This is a genomic window from Ancylobacter sp. Lp-2 (assembly GCF_020523795.1).
Classification (GTDB): domain Bacteria; phylum Pseudomonadota; class Alphaproteobacteria; order Rhizobiales; family Xanthobacteraceae; genus Ancylobacter.
Genome location: NZ_JAJALI010000001.1, coordinates 277,460 through 299,401, shown reverse-complemented (window position 1 = coordinate 299,401; position 21,942 = coordinate 277,460). Strand labels below are relative to the sequence as shown.

The window sequence follows — 21,942 nt, the reverse complement described above, 5'->3', positions numbered from 1 at the left end:
CCGGCCGATCCAACCGGGGGCTGCCGGCGCGGAGGTGGTCACGCGACCCGGCGCCTGGCGCGGGTCGAGAGGGCCGGAGACGCCACTAGAGGCGTCCCCTGGAGGTGCCCCGCTTAGCATCATGCGCATGGACGCGGCATGGCGATACGTTATGCTTGCGGCGTGTCGGTAGAGCGGCGCCAGCGTGCCCCTGCCGGGTGTGGGGGTGTTCTGGTGTCCATGATCTGCCGGACGCGTGCCTGTCCGTCGGCTGCGCCGCGCGCGGCGCGTCTTGCCATCCGGGTGGCGATTCTCGCCTGCCTGTCCGTCGCACCGTTGCTGCCATGGTTCCTGCCGACGGCGGCGTCGGCGCAAGGCGCGGTGTCGGGACCCGGCTTCCGGGCCTGGACCGGCGATCTCGACGGCATGGAAAAGCGGCGGCTGATCCGCATCCTGGTGCCGTACAGCAAGACGATCTACTTCATCGACCGTGGACGCCAGCTCGGCACCGCCGTGGAGTTCGGTCAGGCGCTGGAGGCTGATCTCAATCGCGGTCGCAAGAAGGAGATCGAGCGGATGCGGGTCGCCTTCGTGCCGACCGCGCGCGACCAGCTGATCCCGGCGCTGATCGCCGGGCGCGGCGACATCATCGCCGCCAACCTGACCATTACCCCCGAGCGGCAGGGCGTGGTGGACTTCACCGATCCGTTCGCCACCGGTGTCAGCGAGGTGCTGGTGAGCGGTCCTTCGGCCCCCGCGGCCCCCGCGGTCGCCTCGCTCGACGATCTCGCCGGCAAGACGGTGCCGGTACGGGCGAGCAGCAGCTATTTCGCTCACCTGACGACGCTCAATGCGCGGCTGAAGCTGGAGGGCAAGCCGGAGATCGTCATCAAGCCAATCGACGAGAGCCTCGAGGATGAGGATCTCCTGGAAATGGTCAATGCCGGGCTGCTGCCCTGGACCATTGTCGACCGGCATAAGGCGGAGATCTGGGCGGGCACCTTCACCCGCGTCACCTTGCATCCCGACATCGCGATCGCCGAGGACGGCGCCATCGCCTGGGCGATCCGCAAGGACAGCCCCGCGCTCGCCGCGCGGCTCACCGCGTTCGTCGCCACTCACAAGGTCGGCACCGCCTTCGGCAACATGCTGAAGACGCGCTACTACCAGAACGACAGGATGGTGCGCGCCGCCTATGACCGCAGCGAAATCGAGAAGTTCGAGGCGCTCGTCGTCCTGTTCGAGCAATATGGCAAGAGCTACGCGTTCGACGATCTGCTGCTCGCGGCGCAGGGCTATCAGGAATCCCAGCTGGACCAGAGCCGCCGCAGCCGCCGTGGGGCGGTCGGCATCATGCAGCTGCTGCCCTCCACGGCGGCCGACAAGGCGGTCGGCATCACCGGCATCGACAAGAGCGCCGAGCGCAACATCGAGGCCGGCGCCAAATATCTGAACTACCTGTCCACCCGCTATGTGAACGATCCGGCGCTGACGCCGATCAACCGCATGTTGTTCGCCATCGCCGCCTACAATGCCGGGCCGGGCAATCTGCGCAAATTCCGCCGCGAGGCCACGAAGATGGGCCTCGATCCGAATGTGTGGTTTGGCAATGTCGAGCACGGCGCCGCCCGCATCGTCGGGCGAGAGACCGTCCAATATGTCGGCAACATCTATAAGTACTACGTGGCCTACCAGCTCTATTTCGACCGCAAGGACAGCGCCGCGCCGGCGCCTTCCACGTCCATCAACTAGCTCGCGGGACGCGGGCCGCGGCGATGACGATCCGGCGCCATAAATTGCAGGGCGGACGACCGCCGATCCGGAAGGAAGCCTGATGTCCCTCGCCATTGCGATTGCCGAGCGCAGCATCGCCCTGTTTGGCGTCATTCTGTTTCTGTCGCAATTGGCCGCCTACGAGACCGGTCATTGGATCGGGCGCCGCCACCGGGCGCGAAATCTGGCTCAGCCGGAAGCCGTCGGGGTGATCGTCGGCGGCATGCTCGGCCTGCTGGCTTTCGTGCTCGCCCTCACCTTGTCCTTCGCCAATGCGCGTTTCAGCGAGCGGCAGGCGGGCGGCCTCGCCGAGGCCAATGCGATCGGGACGGCCTGGTTGAGAGCGAAGGCGCTCGGCGATCCCCGGTCGGAGGCGATCGCCCGCCTGCTGGAAGACTATACCCGTGTGCGGGCCGGCTTCATCGGCGTCGAGCGCGACCAGGCGGCCGTCGATGCGCTCAATCTGCGCACGAGCGCACTCCAGTCGGAGATGTGGGGCCACCTTTCCGCAATCGTGCGCGCACGCCCCGATCCCGTCGCGAGCGCCCTCATGGTCGCGCTAAACGAGGCCTTCGACGCGGCGACGGCCGAACGCTTCGCCTTCTCCTTGCGGCTGCCGACCCAAATGTTCTGGTTGCTGATAGTGCTGGCCCTGCTGAGCATGGCCTGCCTCGGCTACCAGCTCGGCTTGAGGGAAAGACCGCTTCGCCTGCTGGTGGCGCTGCTCACCTTCATGTGGACCACGGTCATTCTCAACATTCTCGACCTGGGCTCGGCACGCCTCGGCTACCTGCGCGCGGGTACGGCGGCGTATGAATGGACCCTTCAGGGGTTCAAGGGCGGTGTGCAAATCCCGCCGCTTCCGGAAGCCGCGCCGTAGATCTCAAGCGCGGCTATCGCGGGCCTGGCGCCGCGGGCGGCCACCTAGACAGCAGACGCGGCCGCCAAGACCGCGTCTGCCCGATTCCGTCTGGCTTTCCGCGCGTTCCGGGCTTAGCGCCAGTCATACCAGCAGCTGCGGAACGGCTGGCCCCAGCGGTCGCGCCGCCAGCCGCAAACCCGCCGGCGATAGCGACGCCGGCGGCGGCGCCAATAGCCCGGCGGCGGGCCGGGAGGCGGGCCCCAGCCCCAGCCGCCGCGCGGCGGACCCCAATATTGCGCGTCCTCGACGAGCGTGCCGTCGGGGGTCTCAGCGGTTGAAGGATCGGCGGTGGCGAGATCTTTCAGCTGGTCGAGAGGTACCGCCTCTGCCGAGGAGGCGAACGCCAGCCCGGCCGTGGCCCCGGCACCGATGACACCGGCGAGGCCGAGAAGGAATCCACGTCTATCCACGTCACTCTCCCACATGGGGACGTCGCCGCCCGGTGCGGAAGCGGTCCCATGTACCGCTACAACGCCGGAACGGTGACGAGGGTTTCGCCGACCCAGGTGCCATGTTGCTGCCGCTTCGCGTCGCCAAGTCGGCGAAAACGCGGCCGAAGCATGCCTTCCGCAGGAAGATGTCGGGAGAGAGCGAGCGGTACCCTCGGTCTTATGCGCTCCCGCGAGGCCCGCCTGCCGCGAGATTATCGCCGGCGACGGCCACGACCCACCGGTGTCGTGCGCTCCCCGCGAGGTTCCGCCGGTCGCCCCGACCGCCCTAGGAGCATGCGAGTCGGCGGGCTGGATGAGGGGAAGATGGAGCGTCGTCGGCTATCGCCGACCCCCGACCCCCGGCCCGCGCAGCGCCAGGACTTCATCGACGCCGTATCGCCGGCCCATCAAAAAGGGAGGCGCGGCGTTTCTTCAGCGCGGTAACGCCGGCCGTGCGCCGCCTTGCTGCGTGCGAGTGCCCGCCATGGCCGCCGGCGCCCGGCCGGTGGGAAGCCGCGAGCCTGTCGGCCTCCCGTCACAGCAGCTGGGCGACCTCGAAATGCATGCCGTCCGGGCGGGTGTTGAAATGCCCGCCCCAGTAGAAGCCGTGCTTGTTGGCGATCGGCACCAGCTCGCGCAGGCAGCCCTTCTCGCCAATGGCCGCCGGCTCGACGCCGAGCGGGTTCCAGGCGGCGTTGATGTCGAAGGCGGTGCCGAAGGCGTGGTTGGACAGCTTGGTGGTGCTCTTGCGCTGGAAGCGGGCGACGAACGCCCCGTCATAGGTGAGGATGTGGCCGAGCAGCCCCGCCTTCTCCCATTCCAGCCACAGCGCGATCAGCTGGTCCTTCGCCTTGACGTGGAAGCGCAGGGCGAGCGGGCCCGGCTTGCCGCGGAAGCTCTGCAGCGGGATCTCCACCTTGACGATGTTGCGGGCCTCCCAGTCGCCGAGGATGCGGATGTTCTCGGGATTGCCGGCGACCGGGGCGGACACGAACTGGAAGGCGCCGAACAGCTTCTGGCGGTCTTCCAGCGACACCAGTGCGCGGAAGGAAGGCCGGGGCGGAAAATCCGGCGAGGAGACGTCCAGCGTCGCCGGCGGCGGGGCGACGCCGGTCAGCTCCTGCGCGAAGCTCGGGCAGTCGCGAATCTTGCCCCAGTCCTCGTCGTCGGACACCCGCATGGCGTCGTTGAACCAGGCGACGAACCTGTCGATGTGCTCGCCGGTGCCACGCGGGAAGCAATGCAGCTTCCAGCGATTGGCTGCCGCGTCGTCGCGCTTGAGCGAGCCGGCATTGTAGGCGGCGGCGACCCGCGGCGGATCGAGCTGGGTGGAGCTGCGCTGCTTGGCGATATAAGCGGTGCCGGCATCGATCGAGGTGCCGGGGTCGAGAAGCTCGTCGGCGCGCAGCCCGCTCCGGCCGGTGGCGTCGCGCGCCGTCTTCACCAGCGTCTGCATCAGCCCGACGCTCTCGTCGTTGATCTGCGGCTCCGGGCGGCGGGCATTGGGGTTGCCGGAGCTCTCGGTGGCGATGGTGGCGACGATCAGCTCCACCGGCACGCCGTATTTCTTCGCCGAGGCGGCGCAGAGCGGCCCGAACATGTCCCAGATCTTGCCGACGGTGGTGGGCTCGCCGGGCGTGCCTTCGGCGCGGGCACTGTCGATGGCGATGCCGGAGGTGGTCAGCGCCCAGCTCACCGCGTCCGGGAAATGCCGGTGCGGGTGCACGAGCTTGGGCATCAACTCGGTGAGCACGCTGGCGCTCATCGGCTTGGCCGGTTCCGGCGCCGGCTCCTGGGCGGCGGCCTCCGCCGGCGGCGCGACGATCACCGTGCCGGTGGAGGGCGCCGGCACGACGGCGGTGACGGAGCCGTCCTCGGCGACCACCACGGCGGGGCTCTTGGCCTCCGACACCGACTTCGCCACCTGCTCGACGGTGCGCCGGTTCTGCTGTGCCTGACGCTCCTGGCTCTCATTGGTCTGCTGTTGCAGGCCGGCGGCCAGCACGTCCTTGTTGCGCGAACTCTGCGAGGAGCCGAGCCAGAAGCTCATCACCGTGGCGAAGGCGGCGGCGAGCGCACCGACGCAGATATTGATGATCTGCACGACGAAGTCGGAGCGCGGCTGCACCAGCGCGGCGATCTGCTGCGGCTCGAGCGTGCCGAGGATGTCGTTGAGCCCCTTGGGCAGTTCCGGCGGCTGCGGCACTTCCAGCCGGTTCTTCAAGAGCAGGAACGACACCAGCACCAGGAAGAAGCCGATAGTGACGATGTAGGACAGCACCATCGGCGTGCGGGCGACGATGGTGTCCTTGTCGATCAGCGTGCTCAGCAATTGCCGCGCGCCAGTGGTCTCGACGATGTCTTGCTGGCGTTGCTCCAGCGCCGCCTTCTCGGTGGCGACCATCTCGTCGAGCCTGGCCTTGTGGGTGGCGAGGTCGCGGTCGAGCGCGTCCTTGCGGACCTGGGCTTCCTCCGCGATCTCGTCGCGCCGGCGCTGCGTCTCGGCCTCGAGCGCCAGCTTCTTCTCGTCGGCGACGATGCGGGCGAGCGCCAGCCGCAATTCGGCGGCGGCGGCGGGATCCTGGTCGACCTTTTCCTGCGCCGTGGTGGCGTCGCTCGCGCCCGTCGTCCGGGCGACGGCGTTCACCACTGCCTCCGCGACCTTCTCGCCGCGGTCACCGACGAGGAAGTCCAGCAGGCTGGGAAGCAGGTTGCCGGCAAGCAAAATCAGCGGATTCATGAGGCCCCCCAGCCTGTTCATGTCACGCTAAATCGGGAGTGTTCTTCCCGTAGATCTCTGCTGCTGCACGAATACTTCAGGCTAACACAGTGGGGGGCGGCAGGTCGAATCAGTGTGCGTGAAGGACCGGCCGGCACCTCCATCAGCAGGGGCGGCGATGTGAGGGACGGCTTCCGGACGCTTGGGGGCGTAGCGCAGAAACCGTCCCTGCGAGGAGGCTGGGCAGCTCGGGGCACTCGCGGCCTCGGGCTACCCGTCGCTCCCCTTTCCCGCCGGTGGAACGAAGCCGCCGGCGGGCGCCCGGACCGACATTGCGGAGCCGGTCCGGACGATGAGGATGCCGACGAGAACGAGGTGAATGAGAATTACTTGGTGGTGTAGCCGCCATTCACGAGGATGGTCTGGCCGGTCATCCACCAGCCCTCGGAGACGAGAAGGCGGATCCACGGCACGATGTCCGCGATGTCGGTGAGCCCGGTCTTGGAGAAGCCCGACAGTGCCGCTGCGGTCTTGTGATAGGCGACCGCCTCGGCCCCCTCGGCCGGGTAGAAGAACGGGGTGTCCATCGGGCCGGGGCCGATCGCGGTTACCGAGATGCCGCGGGCGCCGAATTCCTTGGAAGCGGCGCGGGTGAAGTGCTCCACCGGCGCCTTGGTGCCGGCATAGGCGGCGTAGAAGGGCGTGTAGGCACCGAGCAGCGAGGTCACGAGGGTGACGATCTTGCCGTTGTCGTTCACGTGCCGGCCGGCCTCCTTGAGGAAGAAGAAGGCGGTCTTGGCGTTGACGGCGGTCATCTCGTCATACTCGGCTTCCGAGATCTCGCTCATCGGCTTCTTCAGCACCTTGCCGACGGTGTTGATGGCGATGTCGGGCCGGCCGATGGCGGCGACGGTGTCGGCGAACAGCTTCTCCACCGCGCCGGCGGAGGTGAGGTCGGCCTGGAACGCCACGGCCTCGGCGCCCGCGGCCTTCACTGCCGCCACCGTGGCCTCGGCCTCCGGCTTCGAGGCGGCGCTGTTGTAGTGGATGGCGACGGCCCCGGCGCCGTGGGCGGCAAGATCGCGGGCGATGAGGCCGCCCAGGTTCTTGGCGCCACCGGCGATGATGACGGTCTTGCCGGTGATGCGGTGATCGGCCATGGCGACTTCTCCTGTACTGCCCGGCGCGCGGCGTCACGCGCCGTCGCTCGGAGGAGGAGGAAGACTATCGCCTTGGGATTGCAGATAAAATCGAAGCTTCCGGTATTCCCTGTCAGATCCGGCGCATCCTGTCAGGATGCTCTCACAATCCGCGCGGTGCTCCGGTCGTGCGGGAGGCAGGCTGAGAGGAGAGGCGTGGCGCCGCGGCTGGCCGATGTAGCCGAGGGCTGGTGCGGGCGGTCGGACTCGAACCGACATATCCGTGAGGACGGCGGATTTTGAGTCCGCTGCGTCTACCAATTCCGCCACGCCCGCGCGGGGAGCTATCTATAACGGATGGCGCGGCTCGCCAAGCGTCCATCGCACTGTCGAACCATCATCGCACCGACACTGCGGGCGGCGGCGCGAGACCCCGTCCCGCCGGTCCGACAATACCGCTCGAAGGCGGCTCAGGCCGACAGCCGGTCGAGCGGGCCGAGCCCGGCCGGCGCGGCCGCCTCGGGGAAGCGGGCGTCGAGCCAGCCACCGAACACCGTCTCGGCCATCGCCCCGGCGGCCATTGCGCAGTTTCGGCCCTGCCGGCGCAGCTGGCGCACGTCGATGCCGGCGGCGGCGAGCGCCACCGCATGGCCGACATACCATTCCTCCAGCCCGCGCGGGTCGGCCTCCAGATGGAATTGCAGCCCCAGTCCGGCCTCGCCGCAGGCGAAGGCCTGGTTCTCGCGATGAGCGTCGAAGGCGAGCCGGCGGGCACCGGGCGGCAGCTCGATGCCGTCGCCGCGCCAGTGCAGCACCTTGGCGCCGGGGTGGCCGAGCGGCGCCAGCGCCGAGCGCCGGCCCTCGGGGGTCAGCGACACCTCGCCCCAGCCGATCGGCGTCGGCGCGCCGGCCTCGACCCGCCCGCCGGTCGCCGCCGCCATCAATTGCGCGCCGAGGCCGATGCCGAGCGTCGGCAGCCCGCGCGCCAGCCGGCGCTCGATCAGGTGCATCTCGCTGTCGAGGAAGCGGAAGGCGCGCCGGTCGCCGAGGCCGATCGGGCCGTCGAGCACGATGATGAGGTCGGCGTCGCGGATGGAATAATGCGACAGCTGGTCGGTGCTTGCCTCGCAATAGGACACCGCCCAGCCGCGCGCGTCGAGCGTGCGGGCAAGGCTGCCGAGATCCTCGAAGGCCACATGGCGGATCGCCACGGCGGATCGCCGCCGGTCCGCGCGCTGCCTGCCGCGCATAGTCGTTACCTTCCTATCGCTATATCCATATGAATATAACGCTGGGAAGGCCGCCGGATGCAAGTCCGTTCGCGCCTGTGGCGTCTCCGCCTTTGGACGGGCGCTTGCCCCGTGGCGCCGGATACCGCTATGTGCCGTCCCGCGAAACCGAGGGGATTCCCATGCAAGGCGCGCTCGACGGCATCAAGGTACTCGACCTGTCGCGGGTCCTCGCGGGGCCATGGGCGACGATGACGCTCGGCGATCTCGGCGCCGAGGTGTGGAAGGTCGAGAATCCCGGCACCGGCGACGACACCCGTACCTGGGCCCCGCCCGCCGCCGGCGGCATCGCCACCTATTATCTCGCCGCCAACCGCAACAAGAAGAGCCTCGCCGTCGATCTCACCACGCCGGAGGGGCGGGAGATCGTCATCGGCCTCGCGCGCCAGGCCGACATCGTCATCGAGAATTTCCGCCCGGCGAGCCTGCGCAAGTTCCGCCTGACCTATGACGACCTCAAGGCGATCAACCCGCGGCTGATCTATTGCTCGATCTCCGGCTATGGCCGCGGCCACGCGCAGGAGGACCGGCCCGGCTATGATTTCGTCATCCAGGCGGAATCCGGCTTCATGGCGATCACCGGCGAGGCCGAGGGCGAGCCGATGAAGCTCGGCGTCGCCTTCGTCGACCTCGTCTCCGGCATGAACGCGGTGCAGGCGATCCTCGCCGCCCTCTATATGCGCGAGCGCACCGGGCAGGGGCAGGCGATCGACATCGCGCTGATGGACGGGGCGCTGTTCCTGCTCGCCAATGTCGCCTCGGCGCATCTCAACACCGGGGCGGAGGCGAAGCGCTTCGGCAATGCGCATCCCTCCATCGTGCCCTACCAGATCTTCGCCTGCCGCGACGGGCGCCTGGCGCTGGCGGTCGGCAATGACGAGCAGTATCGCCGGCTGTGCGTCAACGTGCTCGGCGCGCCCGAGCTCGCCGCCGATCCCCGCTTCGTCACCAATCGCGGCCGGGCGGAAAACCGGGCCGAGCTGCTGCCGCCGCTCTCGGCGAAGATCGCCGGCTTCGCGCTGGGCGACATTCTCGATCAGCTGCACCGCTTCGGCATTCCCGCCGGCAAGGTGCACACGGTGTCGGAGGCCTTCGCCGGCGAGACGGCGCAGCTGCGCGGCAGCGTGGTGGAGACGCCGCACCCGGCCATCGGCACGTTCCGCTCGGTGGCGAGCCCGCTGCGACTGTCGGAAGCGCCGCCTACCGTACGCGCGGTGCCGCCGGGGCTCGGCGAGCACACCGATCTCGTGCTGGCCGAGGCGCTGGGCTACGCGCCGGAGCGGATCGCCTCGCTCAGGCAGGCCGGCGTGATCGGCTGAGTGGGCCGCGAGCCGCGTCTCAGCGCGGCTCGACGAGTGCCGGGCGCAGCGCGGTCGCCAGCGCCGCGAGGTCGAGGCCCGGCGCGGCGCGCAGCACCGCCAGCGTCTCCGCCCGCTCCACCACTTCGGCGAAGGCGAGCACCGGGTGATATTCCGGCCGGCTCCAGAAATCATGCGCCACCACGGTGACGCCGGGCGGGCCGAACAGCAGCGCGGCGAGAATCGAGGCGACGCGGAAGCGCCCGTCGACGAAGACGAGATCGGGGGCGAAATCCGGCTCGCGCACCCAAGGCGCCAGGGGATAGGCCGGCCAGCGCTGCTTCAGGCTGCGGTCCTTCGGCTTGCCCCAGTTCTTCACCGGGCCGAGATCGACATGGATGAAGCCGAGGCGCCCCTCGGCCTCCGCCCCGGCCAGCTCCGGCACCAGCCGCAGCCGCTCGATCCAGGCCGGATCGGAATCGATGCTGAGAATGCGCGCCGCGCCGAGGCGGACGAATTCGCCGGTGGAATGGCCGCAGCCATATTCGACGATGCCCCGCGCCGTCCGGGCGTGCCGCAGCAGCGTATCGAGCTCGGCCGGGCTCAAGGTCGGCGCGAGCAGCGGCACGCTCGTCCCAGCAGGTTCGCCGGTCGGCGCAGCGGCGTCATTCGCCTCCGGCGGTTCGGTCGGCAGCGTCATCGGTGTCTCCCCAGCCGGCGCACGCTAGCTGTCCACGCCAGCGGAGGAAAGTCGGCGCTTGCCGATCAGCCCGGCCTTCCCGCCGGCTGCTGCTGGGTTATGCAATGGATATTGCCGCCGCCGAGCAGGATCTCGCGTGTCGGCAGCGCCACCACCTCGCGGCCGGGGAACAGCCGGGCGAGGATCTCCGCCGCCTCGCCGTCATGGGCGGGGTCGAGCGCGGGCATCAGCACGAAGCCGTTGCCGACGTAGAAATTGACATAGGAGCCGCCGAGCCGCTCGCCGATTTGCCGGGTCATGGTGCCGCCGGAGGCGAGGTCGATCGCCTCCTCCCGCGTGCGGAACAGCGGTCCGGGCAGCGGCAGCTTCACCACCTCGATGGCGCGGCCCTTGGCGTCGCGCGCGCCGTTCAGCCGGTCGAAGGCGTCGCGCGAGATGGCGTATTGCGGGTCGTCCGGGTCGTCGCACCAGGTCAGCGCCACCACGCCCGGCCGCACGAAGCAGGCGATGTTGTCGATATGGCCGGAGGTCTCGTCGTCCACCAGCCCGGCACCGAGCCAGAGGATGGTCGAGACGCCGAGATGGTCCTTCAGGTGCTGCTCGATCTCCTCGCGGGAGAGGTCGGGATTGCGGTTGGGGTTGAGCAGGCATTCCTCGGTGGTGAGCAGCGTGCCCTCGCCATCGACATGGATCGAGCCGCCCTCCAGCACCAGCGGCGCGGCGTAGCGCGGCGCGCGCTCGGTCTCCAGCACCTTGGCGGCGATCAGCCGGTCATTATCATAGGGCGAATAGAGCCCGCCCCAGGCGTTGAACTCCCAATCGACGCCGCGCAGCCGGCCCTGCGCGTCGCTAACGAAGGTCGGCCCGCTGTCGCGGCACCAGCTGTCGTCGCTCGCAGCCTCGACGAGGCGGATATGCCGGGGAAGCTGCGCGCGGGCGTTCTGCCATTGCGCGGCGGTGACCAGCATGCTCACCGGCTCGAAGCGGGCGATGGCGCTCGCCACCGCCGCGAAGGCGGCCTGCGCCGGTACCGCGCCCTCGCGCCAATTGTCCGGCCGCTCCGGCCAGATCATCCAGGTGCCGTCATGCGGCTCCCACTCGGCCGGCATGCGGAAGCCGTCGGCGGTGGGCAGGCTGGGGAGCGTGTCGGTCATCGGTGTGCGGTCTTCAGCGAGAGGTGTGGCCGTCGAGGGTGAGGATCGGCGCGTAGAGCTCCGGCCGGCGGTCGCGGAACACGCCCCATGAGCGGCGCTGCTGCGCGATGGCGTCGAGGTCGAAGCTCGCCACCAGCACGCTCTCGTCGGTGCGGTTCGCCTCCGCCACCTTCTCGCCGGTCGGCCCGGCGATGAAGGAGGAGCCGTAGAAGGTAATTTCGGTGCCGTTACGACCAGGCTCGGTGCCGATGCGGTTGGAGGCGACCAGCGGCATCAGGTTGGCGCCGGCATGGCCCTGCATCACCCGCTGCCAGTGGGCGGCGGAATCGAGGCTGGGGTCCTGCGGCTCGGAGCCGATGGCGGTCGGGTAGAGCAGCACCTCGGCGCCCTTGAGCGCCATGACACGCGCCGATTCAGGGAACCACTGGTCCCAGCAGATGCCGACCCCGACGCGCCCGACCGCGGTGTCCCACACCTTGAAGCCGGTATCGCCGGGCGAGAAGTAGAACTTCTCCGTGTAGCCCGGTCCGTCGGGAATGTGGCTCTTGCGGTAGATGCCCATCACGGTGCCGTCGGCGTCGATCATGGCGAGGCTGTTATAGGCGGCCGGCCCGGCGCGCTCGAAGAAGGAGAGCGGCAGCACCACGCCGAGCTCGGCGGCCAGCGCGGCGAAATGCGCGATCAGCTTGTTGCCCTCGACCGGGGCGGCGAGATCGAGGAATTCGTGGAGCTGGTCCTGGCAGAAATACGGAGTCTCGAACAGCTCCTGCAGCAGGATCAGCTTCGCCCCCTGAGAGGCCGCCTCGCGTACCAGGCGCTCGGCGCGGGCGATATTGCCGGGAATGTCCCAGTCGCAGCGCATCTGGGTGGCGGCGAGGGTCAGGAGGCGCATGGGGAACTCCGGTGGCGCGGGAAGCCGAATCGGGGCGGCTGTGGCTCAGTTGACCGCCCGCAGCGGCTTTTCCAACACCGCGAGCACGCGGGCAAGCTCATGTCCGCGCTTCAGGATGAGCCCGGTCTGCGACACCACCGTGTAGGCGCCCTGCTTGCGGGCAAGGCGCGGGTCCTTCTCCACCCGGTAGATCGGCACCTCGGCGGCGCGGCGGAAGATGGAGAACACCGCCCGGTCGCGGGTGAAGGCGATGGCATAGTCTCGCCATTCGCCCAGCGCCACCATGCGGCCGTAGAGGCCGAGAATGCGGTCGAGTTCGTGCCGGTCGAAGGTGACGACGCTGTCCTTCTGGCCGCCTTTGTCGTCGGCGCGCGCGCCGGCGGCCAATCCTATGGGTTCGATATCCGCCACGCGGACCTCCCGAAACCTTGCCGAAGCCTTGCTGGAGATGCCCGCCGCCCCGGCGGGCCGCGACGCATCATCGATCTGTCATGATCGCCTCTGCATCCGGCGGCCACAAGCCCCCCGGATGCGGAGGGGGCCTTGCGAGGGGCCGGATACCAGCCCCCGTCTGCAGGAGGTTCCGCCTCTCACGGCCTCGTCAACGACGGCCACAGGCTTGCCAAAATTCGGCCTTTCGGCCGCCAAGCCGGGGGTGGATAAGATTAACCATAGCGTCAGGCCGATCCGCGAAGCGCATCGGTTTCCCAGCCCCCCAGCCCCCCGCGGCGTCGCGTGGAACGTGCCTGGCGCTACTCAGGTTCAATCCCCAATCGACTGACCAAGGCTGGCCGCAACGCCGGCCTTTTCTTTTGCCTGGTGTTCGGCGCATCGCCGGGCAGTCCGTGCGGATCGTTCAGGGAATCGGCTGGAGAGCGGCGCCGAGGATCGGGCCGGGCGCGGCGGAGGAGCCGGACTGCACCAGCACCGCCAGCGCGTCGATGTCGACATCGTTGGGCCGGCGCAGCGGCGCCTCGAAACTGGCGGGCGCGCCGGTCCAGTCGCCGAGCTTCACCCAGCCGCGCACCACATTGTGGTAGGTGATCTCGGTGCCCTCATTCTCGCCGCGGCCGATATCCACCTTGGCCTTGCTGGCGACCGGGCAGAGCCAGACCTCGCCGGCGCCGCTGCCGGGACCGACGGCGACATGCAGCTTACCGTCGCGCACGCTCAGCGTCACCGGCACGTCCGGCGCGCGGGAGGTGGCGAGCGTCTGTTCCAGCGCCGAGCGGTCGTTCCCCACCGCCATGGCGGTGCCGTTCACCACCGCCTGCGGGGTGAACATCTTGGAATCGCCGCGCAATTTGGCATAGGCCTTCTGGCGCGAGGTGTGGCCGTGCTTGGCCAGCGTGTCCTTCCAGCCGAGATAGTCCCAGTAGTCGACGGCGAGGGTGAGCGCGATCACGTCCGGCCGGTCGGCGATCTCAGCGAGCAACTTGTCGGCGGGCGGGCAGGCGGAGCAGCCCTGGCTGGTGAACAGTTCGACGACCGCGCGGGGTTTGGTCACCGCGTGGATCGGCGCGGCGGCGGCCGGAGTAGCAGTCGCTGCCGCCGCGTCCTGCGCGCGGGCGGGGGCGGTGGTCGCGGCGATCAGCCCGACGAGCGCCAACCCCCGGATCGCCGCGCTCCCGATGTCGAGCCCCGGAATAGTCCGTTCGAGAATGTTCCGTCCCGCACTATCCCGCTCCACGAGATACGCCCTCAACCCCGCAAGGCGGGGGAAGGCGGCTCGGGCGAGAAGGCCGGCGGGGCCGGAGAACGGGAACGGCATCGGCGCGGAAATTCCTCATCTTCGTCCCGGCGGGCGGGGGCGGCAGGTGGGGCAGCGAAACGGTACCGGCTAGGCTTTAAGACGCACCACCGCCGGCCGCCAGTCACATTGGAGTGTCGCTCGCGCACGGAAGGGTGAAGTTGCCGCAAGGTCACAAACCGGCAGCTTACACACCGGCCGCTCTCCGCCCCCGCCGCCGCGGCGCGCCAGCGGGGCGGAGCCCGGAAACACGGACGGCGCGGGGATGCCCCGCGCCGCTCATTTCACGTGAAACAGCCAGCCGTTCAGGCGGCGAGATTACGCAGCACGTACTGGAGGATGCCGCCGTTGCGGAAATAGTCCAGCTCGTCCAGCGTATCGATGCGGCAGGTCAGCGGCACGTTCTTCACCGTGCCGTCGGCGAACACGATCTCGGCGATCAGCGTCTGGCGCGGCTTGAGGTCGCCCTCGATGCCCTTGATGGTGACGACCTCGTCGCCCTTCAGGCCGAGCGACTGCCACGAGTCCTCGTTCTGGAACACCAGCGGCACGATGCCCATGCCGACCAGGTTCGAGCGGTGGATGCGCTCGAAGCTCTGGGTGATCACGGCGCGGATGCCGAGCAGCTTGGTGCCCTTGGCCGCCCAGTCGCGCGAGGAGCCGGTGCCGTATTCCTTGCCGGCGAAGATCACCGTCGGCACGCCTTCCTGCTTATAGAGCATGGCGGCGTCGTAGATCGGCATTTCCGTGCCGTCCGGCCAGTGCCGGGTGAACCCGCCTTCCTTACCGCCCAGCATCTGGTTCTTGATGCGGATATTGGCGAAGGTGCCGCGCATCATCACTTCATGGTTGCCGCGCCGCGTGCCGTACTGGTTGAAGTCGGCAGGGCGGACCTGATGGTCGCGCAGATAGTAGCCAGCGGGGCTGGCTTCCTTGATCGAACCGGCCGGGGAGATGTGGTCGGTGGTGATCGAATCGAGGAACAGGCCCATCACCCGCGCCTTGAGGATGTCGGTGACGGGTTCCGGCTCGCGGGTCATGCCGACGAAGTAGGGCGGGTTCTGCACATAGGTCGACCGGTCGTCCCAGGCATAGGTCTCGCCCTGCGGGATCGCGATCTTCTGCCAGTTCTCGTCGCCCTTGAAGACGTCGGAGTACTTCTCGAGGAACATCGTCTTGGTGACGTTCTCGCGGATGAACTGGGCGATCTCCTTGTTGGAGGGCCAGATGTCGCGGAGATAGACCGGCTGGCCGTCCGTGCCGGTGCCGAGCGGCTCGGTGGTCAGGTCGATCTGCAGCGAGCCGGCCAGCGCATAGGCGACCACCAGCGGTGGCGAGGCGAGGTAGTTCGCCTTCACGTCCGGGTTGACGCGACCCTCGAAGTTGCGGTTGCCGGAGATCACGGCGCCGGCCACGAGGTCGTGCTTGTTGATGGCTTCCGAGATCGGCTCGGGCAGCGGACCGGAATTGCCGATGCAGGTGGTGCAGCCGAAGCCGACCAGGTTGAAGCCGACGGCATCAAGGTCCTTCTGCAGGTCGGCGGCGGCGAGATACCCTTCCACCACCTGCGAGCCGGGCGCCAGCGAGGTCTTCACCCACGGCTTGGACTTCAGCCCCTTGGCCACCGCATTGCGGGCCAGAAGGCCGGCGGCGATCAGCACCGAAGGGTTGGAGGTGTTGGTGCAGGAGGTGATGGCGGCGATGGTCACGTCGCCATGGCCGAGCGTGAAGCTCTCGCCTTCCACCGGCACGCGCTTGCCGGCCTCGCCGGGCTTCTTGAACTCGCCTTCCAGCGCGGCGAGAAAGCCCTGCTTGGTGCCGGAGAGCAGCACGCGGTCCTGTGGGCGCTTCGGGCCGGCCAGCGAGGGCAGCACGGTGGAGATGTCGAGCTCGAGGACGTCGGTGAACACCGGGTCGGCGATGCCGTCGAAGCGCCACATGCCCTGCGCCTTGGAATAGGCGGCGACCAGCGCGACGCGATCGGGATCGCGGCCGGTCTCGTCGAGATAGGCGATGGTCTCTTCGTCGACCGGGAAGAAGCCGCAGGTGGCGCCGTATTCCGGGGCCATGTTGCCGATGGTGGCGCGGTCGGCGAGCGAGAGATGCTCGAGGCCGGGGCCGAAGAACTCGACGAACTTGCCGACCACGCCCTTCTTGCGCAGCATCTGGGTGACGGTCAGCACGAGGTCGGTGGCGGTGATGCCCTCGTTCAGCTTGCCGGTCAGCTTGAAGCCGATGACTTCCGGGATCAGCATGGAGACCGGCTGGCCGAGCATGGCCGCCTCGGCCTCGATGCCGCCGACGCCCCAGCCCAGCACGCCGAGGCCGTTCACCATGGTGGTGTGGCTGTCGGTGCCGACGCAGGTGTCGGGATAGGCGACGGTGGTACCGTCCTCGGCCTTGGTCCACACCGCCTGGGCGAGGTACTCAAGGTTCACCTGGTGGCAGATGCCGGTGCCGGGCGGCACGACGCGGAAATTGTCGAAGGCCGACTGGCCCCATTTCAGGAAGCGGTAGCGCTCCTGGTTCTGCTTGTACTCTTCCTCGACGTTCTTGCCGAAGGCGTCGGCATTGCCGAAGAAGTTGACGATCACCGAGTGGTCGATGACGAGGTCGACGGGGACCAGCGGGTTGATCTTGGTCGGCGAGCCGCCGAGATGCACCATGGCGTCGCGCATGGCGGCGAGGTCGACCACGGCCGGCACGCCGGTGAAGTCCTGCATCAGCACGCGGGCCGGGCGATAGGCGATCTCCCGTTCGGCCTTGCCGCGGTTCACCAGCCAGTCCTTGATGGCGACGATGTCGTCCTTGGTCACCGAGCGCCCGTCCTCGAAGCGCAGCAGGTTTTCAAGCAGGACCTTCATCGAGAAAGGCAGCGCCGACACCCCGTCGAGGCCGTTCTTCTCGGCGTCCGGCAGACTGTAATAGGTGTAGCTGTTGTTTCCGACGGTGAGGGTCTTGCGGCTTTTGAAGCTGTCGAGCGACGTCACGGTTGGCCGGTCCTCGGTAAGAGTGGACTCGACACGCTCTTTACGACCTTGGACAGGAAGCGGTTGCGCGGGCTATAGCTCGCGCGGCCCGGCCTGAGGCCACGGCGCATCGTTCAGTTTTCTATATAGAGCGATTTCAAACGACGATCCTAGGGGTCTGACGGGGTGCAGCGCAAAATAGTGCAAGGCGGGGGCGATACGGCCGCTCCGGAGACGGTCGATGCAGCTGGTCGTTAGGGAAGTCGCCTGCCGGCGGGGCGCGCGCGAACTGTTTCGCGGCCTCGGTTTCACCGTCCCGGCGGGGCGCGCGCTCGTGGTCACCGGACCGAACGGCGCCGGCAAATCCTCGCTCCTAAGACTTTTGGCGGGGCTGGCCTCGCCGGTATCGGGCTCCATCCGTCTGGAGGGCGCGCCGGAGCCGGACGCCTATCGTGAGCAAGTGCACTATCTCGGCCATCTCGACGCCCACAAGCTGGCGCTGAGCGCGAGCGCCAATCTCGGCTTCTGGCGCGACCTGCTCGGCGGCGTCGACCAGGGCGCGGCGCTGAAGGTCGAGGACGCGCTGGAGGCGGTCGGCCTCGGCGGCCTCGGCGGGCTGCCGGTCGCCGTGCTGTCGGCGGGGCAGAAGCGCCGGCTCGCCCTCGCCCGCCTCCTGGTGACCGAGCGGCCATTGTGGATCCTCGACGAACCGACCACCGCGCTCGACGCGCGGGCACAGGCGCTGTTCGCGGCACTCGCGCGCGCGCACGTCGAAAAAGGTGGCCTGCTGGTCGCGGCCACCCATGCACCGCTCGATCTCGGGCCGAGCGAATCGCTCGACATCGGCGCGCATGCGGCGCGAACCCCGCCCGGGGCCGCATGGACCGAAGAGGTGGCGTCGTGATCCGTGCCTTTCTCGCGCTGGTGCGCCGCGACCTTGCGCTGGCCCTCGGTGCCGGCGGCGGCGCCGGGCTCGGCGTGGTGTTCTTCCTCGCCGTGGTGGTGGTCACCCCCTTCGCCATCGGGCCGGACCTCAACCTGCTCGCCCGCATCGGCCCGGCGATCCTGTGGATCGGCGCGCTGCTCGCCTCGCTGATCGGGCTCGACCGGCTGTTCGCCGCCGATGCCGAGGACGGCTCGCTCGATCTGATGTTCATGAGCGAGCTGCCGGTGGAGCTGGCGGCGGCGGCCAAGGGCCTCGCCCACTGGCTCGCCACCGGCCTGCCGCTGGTGGTGGCGGCGCCGGTGCTGTCGCTGCTGCTCAATCTGGAGCCGGCGGCGATCGGCGCGCTCTGCCTCACCTTGCTGGTCGGCACCCCGGCGGTGACCTTTCTCGGCCTGGTCGGCGCCGCCTTCGCGGCGGCGTTCCGGCGCGGCGGGCTTCTGGTGGCGGTGCTGGTGATGCCGCTGACCATTCCCGTGCTGATCTTCGGGGTGGCGGCGACCGGGGCGGCGATCGGCGGCACCGTGCCGTTCGGCGCGCCGTTCCGCATCCTCGCCGGGTTGTCGCTGGGGGCGCTGGTGCTGGGGCCGGTTGCGGCGGCGGCGGCGCTGCGCGCCGCGCGGGAATGAAAAATATTTCCATTCCGACGAATCGGTGGGCTCTGGCATACCAGGTGCAGCAATGCGCCGCAGGTAGCGGCAAGCCGTTGAAACGCCGCCCGGAACCCCGTGGCAGCGTGGCAAGGCGGCACCAGCGGGGCGCCAATGGGGCGCTACGTCATTTGCCTGCCCGAATCCATGCTTTCATCGTGTTGCAGCACGGGAAGAGCCGTGTTAGGGAACCGCCCGACCTGATTGGGGGGCCCGCTCGGTCGGCTCTCCCAGTTCAGTTCAAAACCCTTGTAAATCCGGGTTCGACCCCCAGCCGTCCCGGCTGTGGTGGACAACCCGAGAAGCCCGAGAGAGGCACGGTGGCGGAGACCTACGTATCCGGTGTGGCAGGGCGCTATGCGACGGCTCTTTTCGAGCTCGCGCGCGAGGCCGGGGCCATCGACGCTGTGAAGGTCGACCTCGACCGGTTCGGCGCCCTCATCGCCGAGAGCGATGACCTGAAGCGTCTGGTGCGCAGCCCGGTCTTCTCCTCCGAGGAGCAGGAGCACGCGGTGGCCGCGGTGCTCGACAGGGTCGGGATCGGCGGTCTCGCCGGCAATTTCTTCAAGACGGTGGCGGCCAATCGGCGCCTGTTCGCGATCGAGGCGATCATTCGCGCCTTCGACGCGCTGGCGGCGGCTGAGAAGGGCGAGATCGTGGCCGAGGTCACGGTCGCCCAGCCGCTTTCCGATGCTCACGCCGCCACCCTCAAGGGCGCGCTCGACCAGATGACCGGCAAGAACGCTCAGCTCGCCGTCACCGTCGACCCGTCCCTGCTCGGTGGTCTCAAGGTCAAGATCGGCTCGCGTCTCGTCGACGCCTCGCTCAAGACCAAGCTCAATTCGATCCGCACTGCGATGAAAGAGGTTCGCTGATATGGATATCCGCGCCGCAGAAATTTCCGCGATCCTCAAGGAACAGATCAAGAATTTCGGCCAGGAAGCCGAAGTCTCCGAGGTGGGTCAGGTCCTGTCCGTCGGTGACGGCATCGCCCGCGTCTACGGCCTCGACAACGTCCAGGCCGGCGAGATGGTCGAGTTCGAGAACGGCACGCGCGGCATGGCGCTGAACCTCGAAATCGACAATGTCGGCGTCGTGATCTTCGGTTCCGACCGCGAGATCAAGGAAGGCCAGACCGTCAAGCGCACCGGCGCCATCGTCGACGTGCCGGTCGGCAAGGGCCTGCTCGGCCGCGTCGTCGATGCTCTCGGCAACCCGATCGACGGCAAGGGCCCGATCGAGTCCTCCGAGCGCCGCCGCGTCGATGTGAAGGCGCCGGGCATCATCCCCCGCAAGTCGGTGCACGAGCCGATGCAGACCGGCCTGAAGGCGATCGACGCCCTCATCCCGGTGGGCCGCGGCCAGCGCGAGCTGATCATCGGCGACCGCCAGACCGGCAAGACCGCCATCGCGCTCGACACCATCCTGAACCAGAAGTCGATCAACGTCGGCACCGACGAGAAGGCCAAGCTCTATTGCGTCTATGTCGCGATCGGGCAGAAGCGCTCCACCGTCGCCCAGTTCGTGAAGGTGCTGGAAGAGCAGGGCGCGCTGGAATACTCCATCGTCGTCGCCGCGACCGCCTCCGACGCCGCGCCGATGCAGTTCCTGGCGCCGTTCGCCGGCACCGCCATGGGCGAGTTCTTCCGCGACAACGGCATGCACGCCCTCATCATCCATGACGACCTGTCCAAGCAGGCCGTGGCGTACCGCCAGATGTCGCTGCTGCTGCGCCGCCCGCCGGGCCGCGAAGCCTATCCGGGCGACGTGTTCTATCTCCACTCGCGTCTGCTCGAGCGCGCCGCGAAGCTCAACGACGAGAACGGCGCCGGCTCGCTGACCGCCCTGCCGGTCATCGAGACCCAGGCCAACGACGTGTCGGCCTACATCCCGACCAACGTGATCTCGATCACTGACGGCCAGATCTTCCTTGAGTCCGACCTGTTCTTCCAGGGCATCCGCCCGGCGGTGAATGTTGGCCTCTCGGTGTCGCGCGTCGGCTCCTCGGCGCAGATCAAGGCGATGAAGCAGGTCGCGGGCAAGATCAAGGGCGAGCTCGCCCAGTATCGCGAGCTGGCCGCCTTCGCCCAGTTCGGCTCCGACCTCGACGCTTCGACGCAGAAGCTGCTCAACCGCGGCGCCCGCCTCACCGAGCTCCTGAAGCAGTCGCAGTTCGCGCCGCTGAAGGTCGAGGAGCAGGTGGTGGTGATCTATGCCGGCACCAACGGCTATCTCGACACCCTGCCGGTGTCGAAGGTGCGCGCCTTCGAGGACGGGCTGCTGCTGTTCCTCCGCACCAAGCACGCCGACATTCTCGATAGCATCCGCACGTCCAAGGAACTGTCCAAGGACACCACCGCGAATCTCGTCAAGGCGATCGACGCCTTCGCGAAGACCTTCGCCTGATCGGGCGAAGCGGCGTCGAGGGTACGGGAGCCGAGGGTAGATGGCCAGCCTCAAGGAACTGCGCAACCGCATCGCTTCGGTGAAGGCGACGCAGAAGATCACCAAGGCGATGCAGATGGTCGCCGCCGCCAAGCTGCGGCGCGCCCAGACCGCCGCCGAGGCGGCGCGTCCCTATGCCAAGCGCATGGAAAGCGTGCTCGGCAACATCGCGTCCGCCGTTTCCGGCGGGCCGGATGCGCCGCTGCTGCTCACCGGCACCGGCAAGGACAATGTGCACCTGCTGCTCGTGCTCACCGCCGAGCGCGGCCTGTGCGGCGCCTTCAACTCCTCGATCGTTCGCCTTGCCCGCGAGCGCGCCAATTCGCTGATGGCGCAGGGCAAGACGGTCAAGATCTTCTGTGTCGGCCGCAAGGGCTATGAGCCGCTGCGCCGCCAGTTCGAGAAGCAGATCGTCGAGTTCGTCGAGCTGCGCGCGAACAAGGGCGTCACCTTTGCCGACGCCCAGGCGATCGCCGAGAAGGTCACCGGCATGTTCCAGGCCGGCGAGTTCGACGTCGCGACGCTGTTCTTCAGCCGCTTCCAGTCGGTGATCTCGCAGACCCCCACCGCGCAGCAGATCATCCCGGCGACCTTCCCGGCCGTCGCGGCGGCTGCCGGTGCTGCGGCGACCTACGAATATGAGCCGGACGAGAACGAGATTCTCGCCGACCTGCTGCCGCGCAACCTCGCGGTGCAGATTTTCACGGCGCTGCTGGAAAACGGCGCGTCGGAGCAGGGCGCCCGCATGAGCGCCATGGACAACGCTACCCGCAATGCGGGCGACATGATCAAGAAGCAGACGCTGATTTATAACCGCACCCGTCAGGCCCAGATCACCAAAGAACTGATCGAAATCATTTCCGGCGCCGAAGCGCTCTGACGATAGCGC

18 protein-coding genes and 1 tRNA gene are annotated in these 21,942 nt (G+C 68.5%); 8 read left to right on the top strand and 11 right to left on the bottom strand.

What is annotated here, in order from left to right; translation table 11 throughout:
- Positions 1-219: 219 nt before the first annotated feature.
- Together LGR54_RS01420 and LGR54_RS01415 are read left to right on the top strand one after the other, a co-directional pair.
- Entirely contained in the window at positions 220-1,731 is a 1,512-nt protein-coding gene (locus tag LGR54_RS01420) for a lytic transglycosylase F (RefSeq protein ID WP_230360767.1), read from the top strand.
- Positions 1,732-1,813: 82 nt separating this feature from the next.
- Positions 1,814-2,632 (top strand): hypothetical protein, encoded by an 819-nt coding sequence (locus LGR54_RS01415; RefSeq protein WP_230360200.1) that lies wholly within the window; start codon positions 1,814-1,816, stop codon positions 2,630-2,632.
- 113 nt (positions 2,633-2,745) lie between these two features.
- Here the strand turns inward: LGR54_RS01415 and LGR54_RS01410 are convergent, their stop codons facing one another.
- From LGR54_RS01410 to LGR54_RS01390, 5 genes are all read right to left on the bottom strand, one after another.
- Entirely contained in the window at positions 2,746-3,084 is a 339-nt protein-coding gene (locus tag LGR54_RS01410; protein WP_230360199.1) for a hypothetical protein, read from the bottom strand.
- Positions 3,085-3,640: 556 nt separating this feature from the next.
- Positions 3,641-5,845, bottom strand: a complete 2,205-nt coding sequence (locus LGR54_RS01405; RefSeq protein ID WP_230360198.1) for a transglycosylase SLT domain-containing protein — start codon at positions 5,843-5,845, stop codon at positions 3,641-3,643.
- Between the two features lie 365 nt (positions 5,846-6,210).
- Positions 6,211-6,984 carry an SDR family oxidoreductase gene (locus LGR54_RS01400; RefSeq protein WP_230360197.1) on the bottom strand — a complete coding sequence of 258 codons (774 nt, stop codon included), beginning with the start codon at positions 6,982-6,984 and terminating at the stop codon, positions 6,211-6,213.
- Positions 6,985-7,212: 228 nt separating this feature from the next.
- Positions 7,213-7,299 (bottom strand) — tRNA-Leu (locus LGR54_RS01395).
- Between the two features lie 134 nt (positions 7,300-7,433).
- Positions 7,434-8,174, bottom strand: a complete 741-nt coding sequence (locus tag LGR54_RS01390) for a gamma-glutamyl-gamma-aminobutyrate hydrolase family protein (protein ID WP_230360196.1) — start codon at positions 8,172-8,174, stop codon at positions 7,434-7,436.
- Positions 8,175-8,374: 200 nt separating this feature from the next.
- Between LGR54_RS01390 and LGR54_RS01385 the strand changes: the two genes are divergently transcribed.
- Positions 8,375-9,571, top strand: coding sequence for a CaiB/BaiF CoA-transferase family protein (locus LGR54_RS01385; RefSeq protein WP_230360195.1), 1,197 nt, complete (start codon positions 8,375-8,377; stop codon positions 9,569-9,571).
- 19 nt (positions 9,572-9,590) lie between these two features.
- Here LGR54_RS01385 and LGR54_RS01380 read toward each other — a convergent pair whose 3' ends face one another.
- The 6 genes from LGR54_RS01380 to acnA form a co-directional block, all read right to left on the bottom strand.
- A complete protein-coding gene (locus LGR54_RS01380) occupies positions 9,591-10,250 on the bottom strand; it encodes a hypothetical protein (RefSeq protein ID WP_230360194.1) in 660 nt (219 codons plus the stop codon).
- A 65-nt stretch (positions 10,251-10,315) separates the two neighbouring features.
- Entirely contained in the window at positions 10,316-11,404 is a 1,089-nt protein-coding gene (gene aguA / locus LGR54_RS01375) for an agmatine deiminase (protein ID WP_230360193.1), read from the bottom strand.
- A gap of 13 nt (positions 11,405-11,417) precedes the next feature.
- Positions 11,418-12,296, bottom strand: a complete 879-nt coding sequence (aguB, locus tag LGR54_RS01370) for an N-carbamoylputrescine amidase (protein ID WP_230360192.1) — start codon at positions 12,294-12,296, stop codon at positions 11,418-11,420.
- Positions 12,297-12,341: 45 nt separating this feature from the next.
- A complete protein-coding gene (locus LGR54_RS01365) occupies positions 12,342-12,683 on the bottom strand; it encodes a DUF2794 domain-containing protein (RefSeq protein WP_230360766.1) in 342 nt (113 codons plus the stop codon).
- Between the two features lie 469 nt (positions 12,684-13,152).
- Positions 13,153-13,905 (bottom strand): thioredoxin family protein, encoded by a 753-nt coding sequence (locus LGR54_RS01360; protein WP_230360191.1) that lies wholly within the window; start codon positions 13,903-13,905, stop codon positions 13,153-13,155.
- A 446-nt stretch (positions 13,906-14,351) separates the two neighbouring features.
- Positions 14,352-17,036 carry an aconitate hydratase AcnA gene (gene acnA, locus LGR54_RS01355; RefSeq protein WP_230360190.1) on the bottom strand — a complete coding sequence of 895 codons (2,685 nt, stop codon included), beginning with the start codon at positions 17,034-17,036 and terminating at the stop codon, positions 14,352-14,354.
- A gap of 220 nt (positions 17,037-17,256) precedes the next feature.
- Here acnA and ccmA point away from each other — a divergent pair, with 220 nt between their 5' ends.
- The 5 genes from ccmA (at position 17,257) to LGR54_RS01330 (ending at position 21,933) form a co-directional block, all read left to right on the top strand.
- Positions 17,257-17,919, top strand: a complete 663-nt coding sequence (gene ccmA / locus LGR54_RS01350; protein ID WP_230360189.1) for a heme ABC exporter ATP-binding protein CcmA — start codon at positions 17,257-17,259, stop codon at positions 17,917-17,919.
- The gene (gene ccmB, locus LGR54_RS01345) at positions 17,919-18,587 is read left to right on the top strand and encodes a heme exporter protein CcmB (protein WP_230360765.1); all 669 of its coding nucleotides are present in this window, start codon (positions 17,919-17,921) and stop codon (positions 18,585-18,587) included. The genes ccmA and ccmB overlap by 1 nt, the downstream gene beginning before the upstream one ends.
- A 341-nt stretch (positions 18,588-18,928) precedes the next feature.
- Positions 18,929-19,483 carry a F0F1 ATP synthase subunit delta gene (locus LGR54_RS01340; RefSeq protein WP_230360188.1) on the top strand — a complete coding sequence of 185 codons (555 nt, stop codon included), beginning with the start codon at positions 18,929-18,931 and terminating at the stop codon, positions 19,481-19,483.
- A 1-nt stretch (position 19,484) separates the two neighbouring features.
- Complete coding sequence (gene atpA, locus LGR54_RS01335) at positions 19,485-21,014, top strand: F0F1 ATP synthase subunit alpha (RefSeq protein WP_230360187.1); 1,530 nt, start codon at positions 19,485-19,487, stop codon at positions 21,012-21,014.
- A gap of 40 nt (positions 21,015-21,054) precedes the next feature.
- Positions 21,055-21,933 (top strand): F0F1 ATP synthase subunit gamma, encoded by an 879-nt coding sequence (locus LGR54_RS01330; protein ID WP_230360186.1) that lies wholly within the window; start codon positions 21,055-21,057, stop codon positions 21,931-21,933.
- Positions 21,934-21,942: the final 9 nt, after the last annotated feature.

Coding starts and splice junctions, on each gene's coding strand:
- LGR54_RS01420 (WP_230360767.1), top strand. CDS start 220: ATGATCTGCCGGACGCGTGCCTGTCCGTCGGCTGCGCCGCGCGCGGCG.
- LGR54_RS01415 (WP_230360200.1), top strand. CDS start 1,814: ATGTCCCTCGCCATTGCGATTGCCGAGCGCAGCATCGCCCTGTTTGGC.
- LGR54_RS01405 (WP_230360198.1), bottom strand. CDS start 5,845: ATGAATCCGCTGATTTTGCTTGCCGGCAACCTGCTTCCCAGCCTGCTG.
- LGR54_RS01400 (WP_230360197.1), bottom strand. CDS start 6,984: ATGGCCGATCACCGCATCACCGGCAAGACCGTCATCATCGCCGGTGGC.
- LGR54_RS01385 (WP_230360195.1), top strand. CDS start 8,375: ATGCAAGGCGCGCTCGACGGCATCAAGGTACTCGACCTGTCGCGGGTC.
- LGR54_RS01380 (WP_230360194.1), bottom strand. CDS start 10,250: ATGACGCTGCCGACCGAACCGCCGGAGGCGAATGACGCCGCTGCGCCG.
- aguA (WP_230360193.1), bottom strand. CDS start 11,404: ATGACCGACACGCTCCCCAGCCTGCCCACCGCCGACGGCTTCCGCATG.
- aguB (WP_230360192.1), bottom strand. CDS start 12,296: ATGCGCCTCCTGACCCTCGCCGCCACCCAGATGCGCTGCGACTGGGAC.
- ccmA (WP_230360189.1), top strand. CDS start 17,257: ATGCAGCTGGTCGTTAGGGAAGTCGCCTGCCGGCGGGGCGCGCGCGAA.
- atpA (WP_230360187.1), top strand. CDS start 19,485: ATGGATATCCGCGCCGCAGAAATTTCCGCGATCCTCAAGGAACAGATC.
- LGR54_RS01330 (WP_230360186.1), top strand. CDS start 21,055: ATGGCCAGCCTCAAGGAACTGCGCAACCGCATCGCTTCGGTGAAGGCG.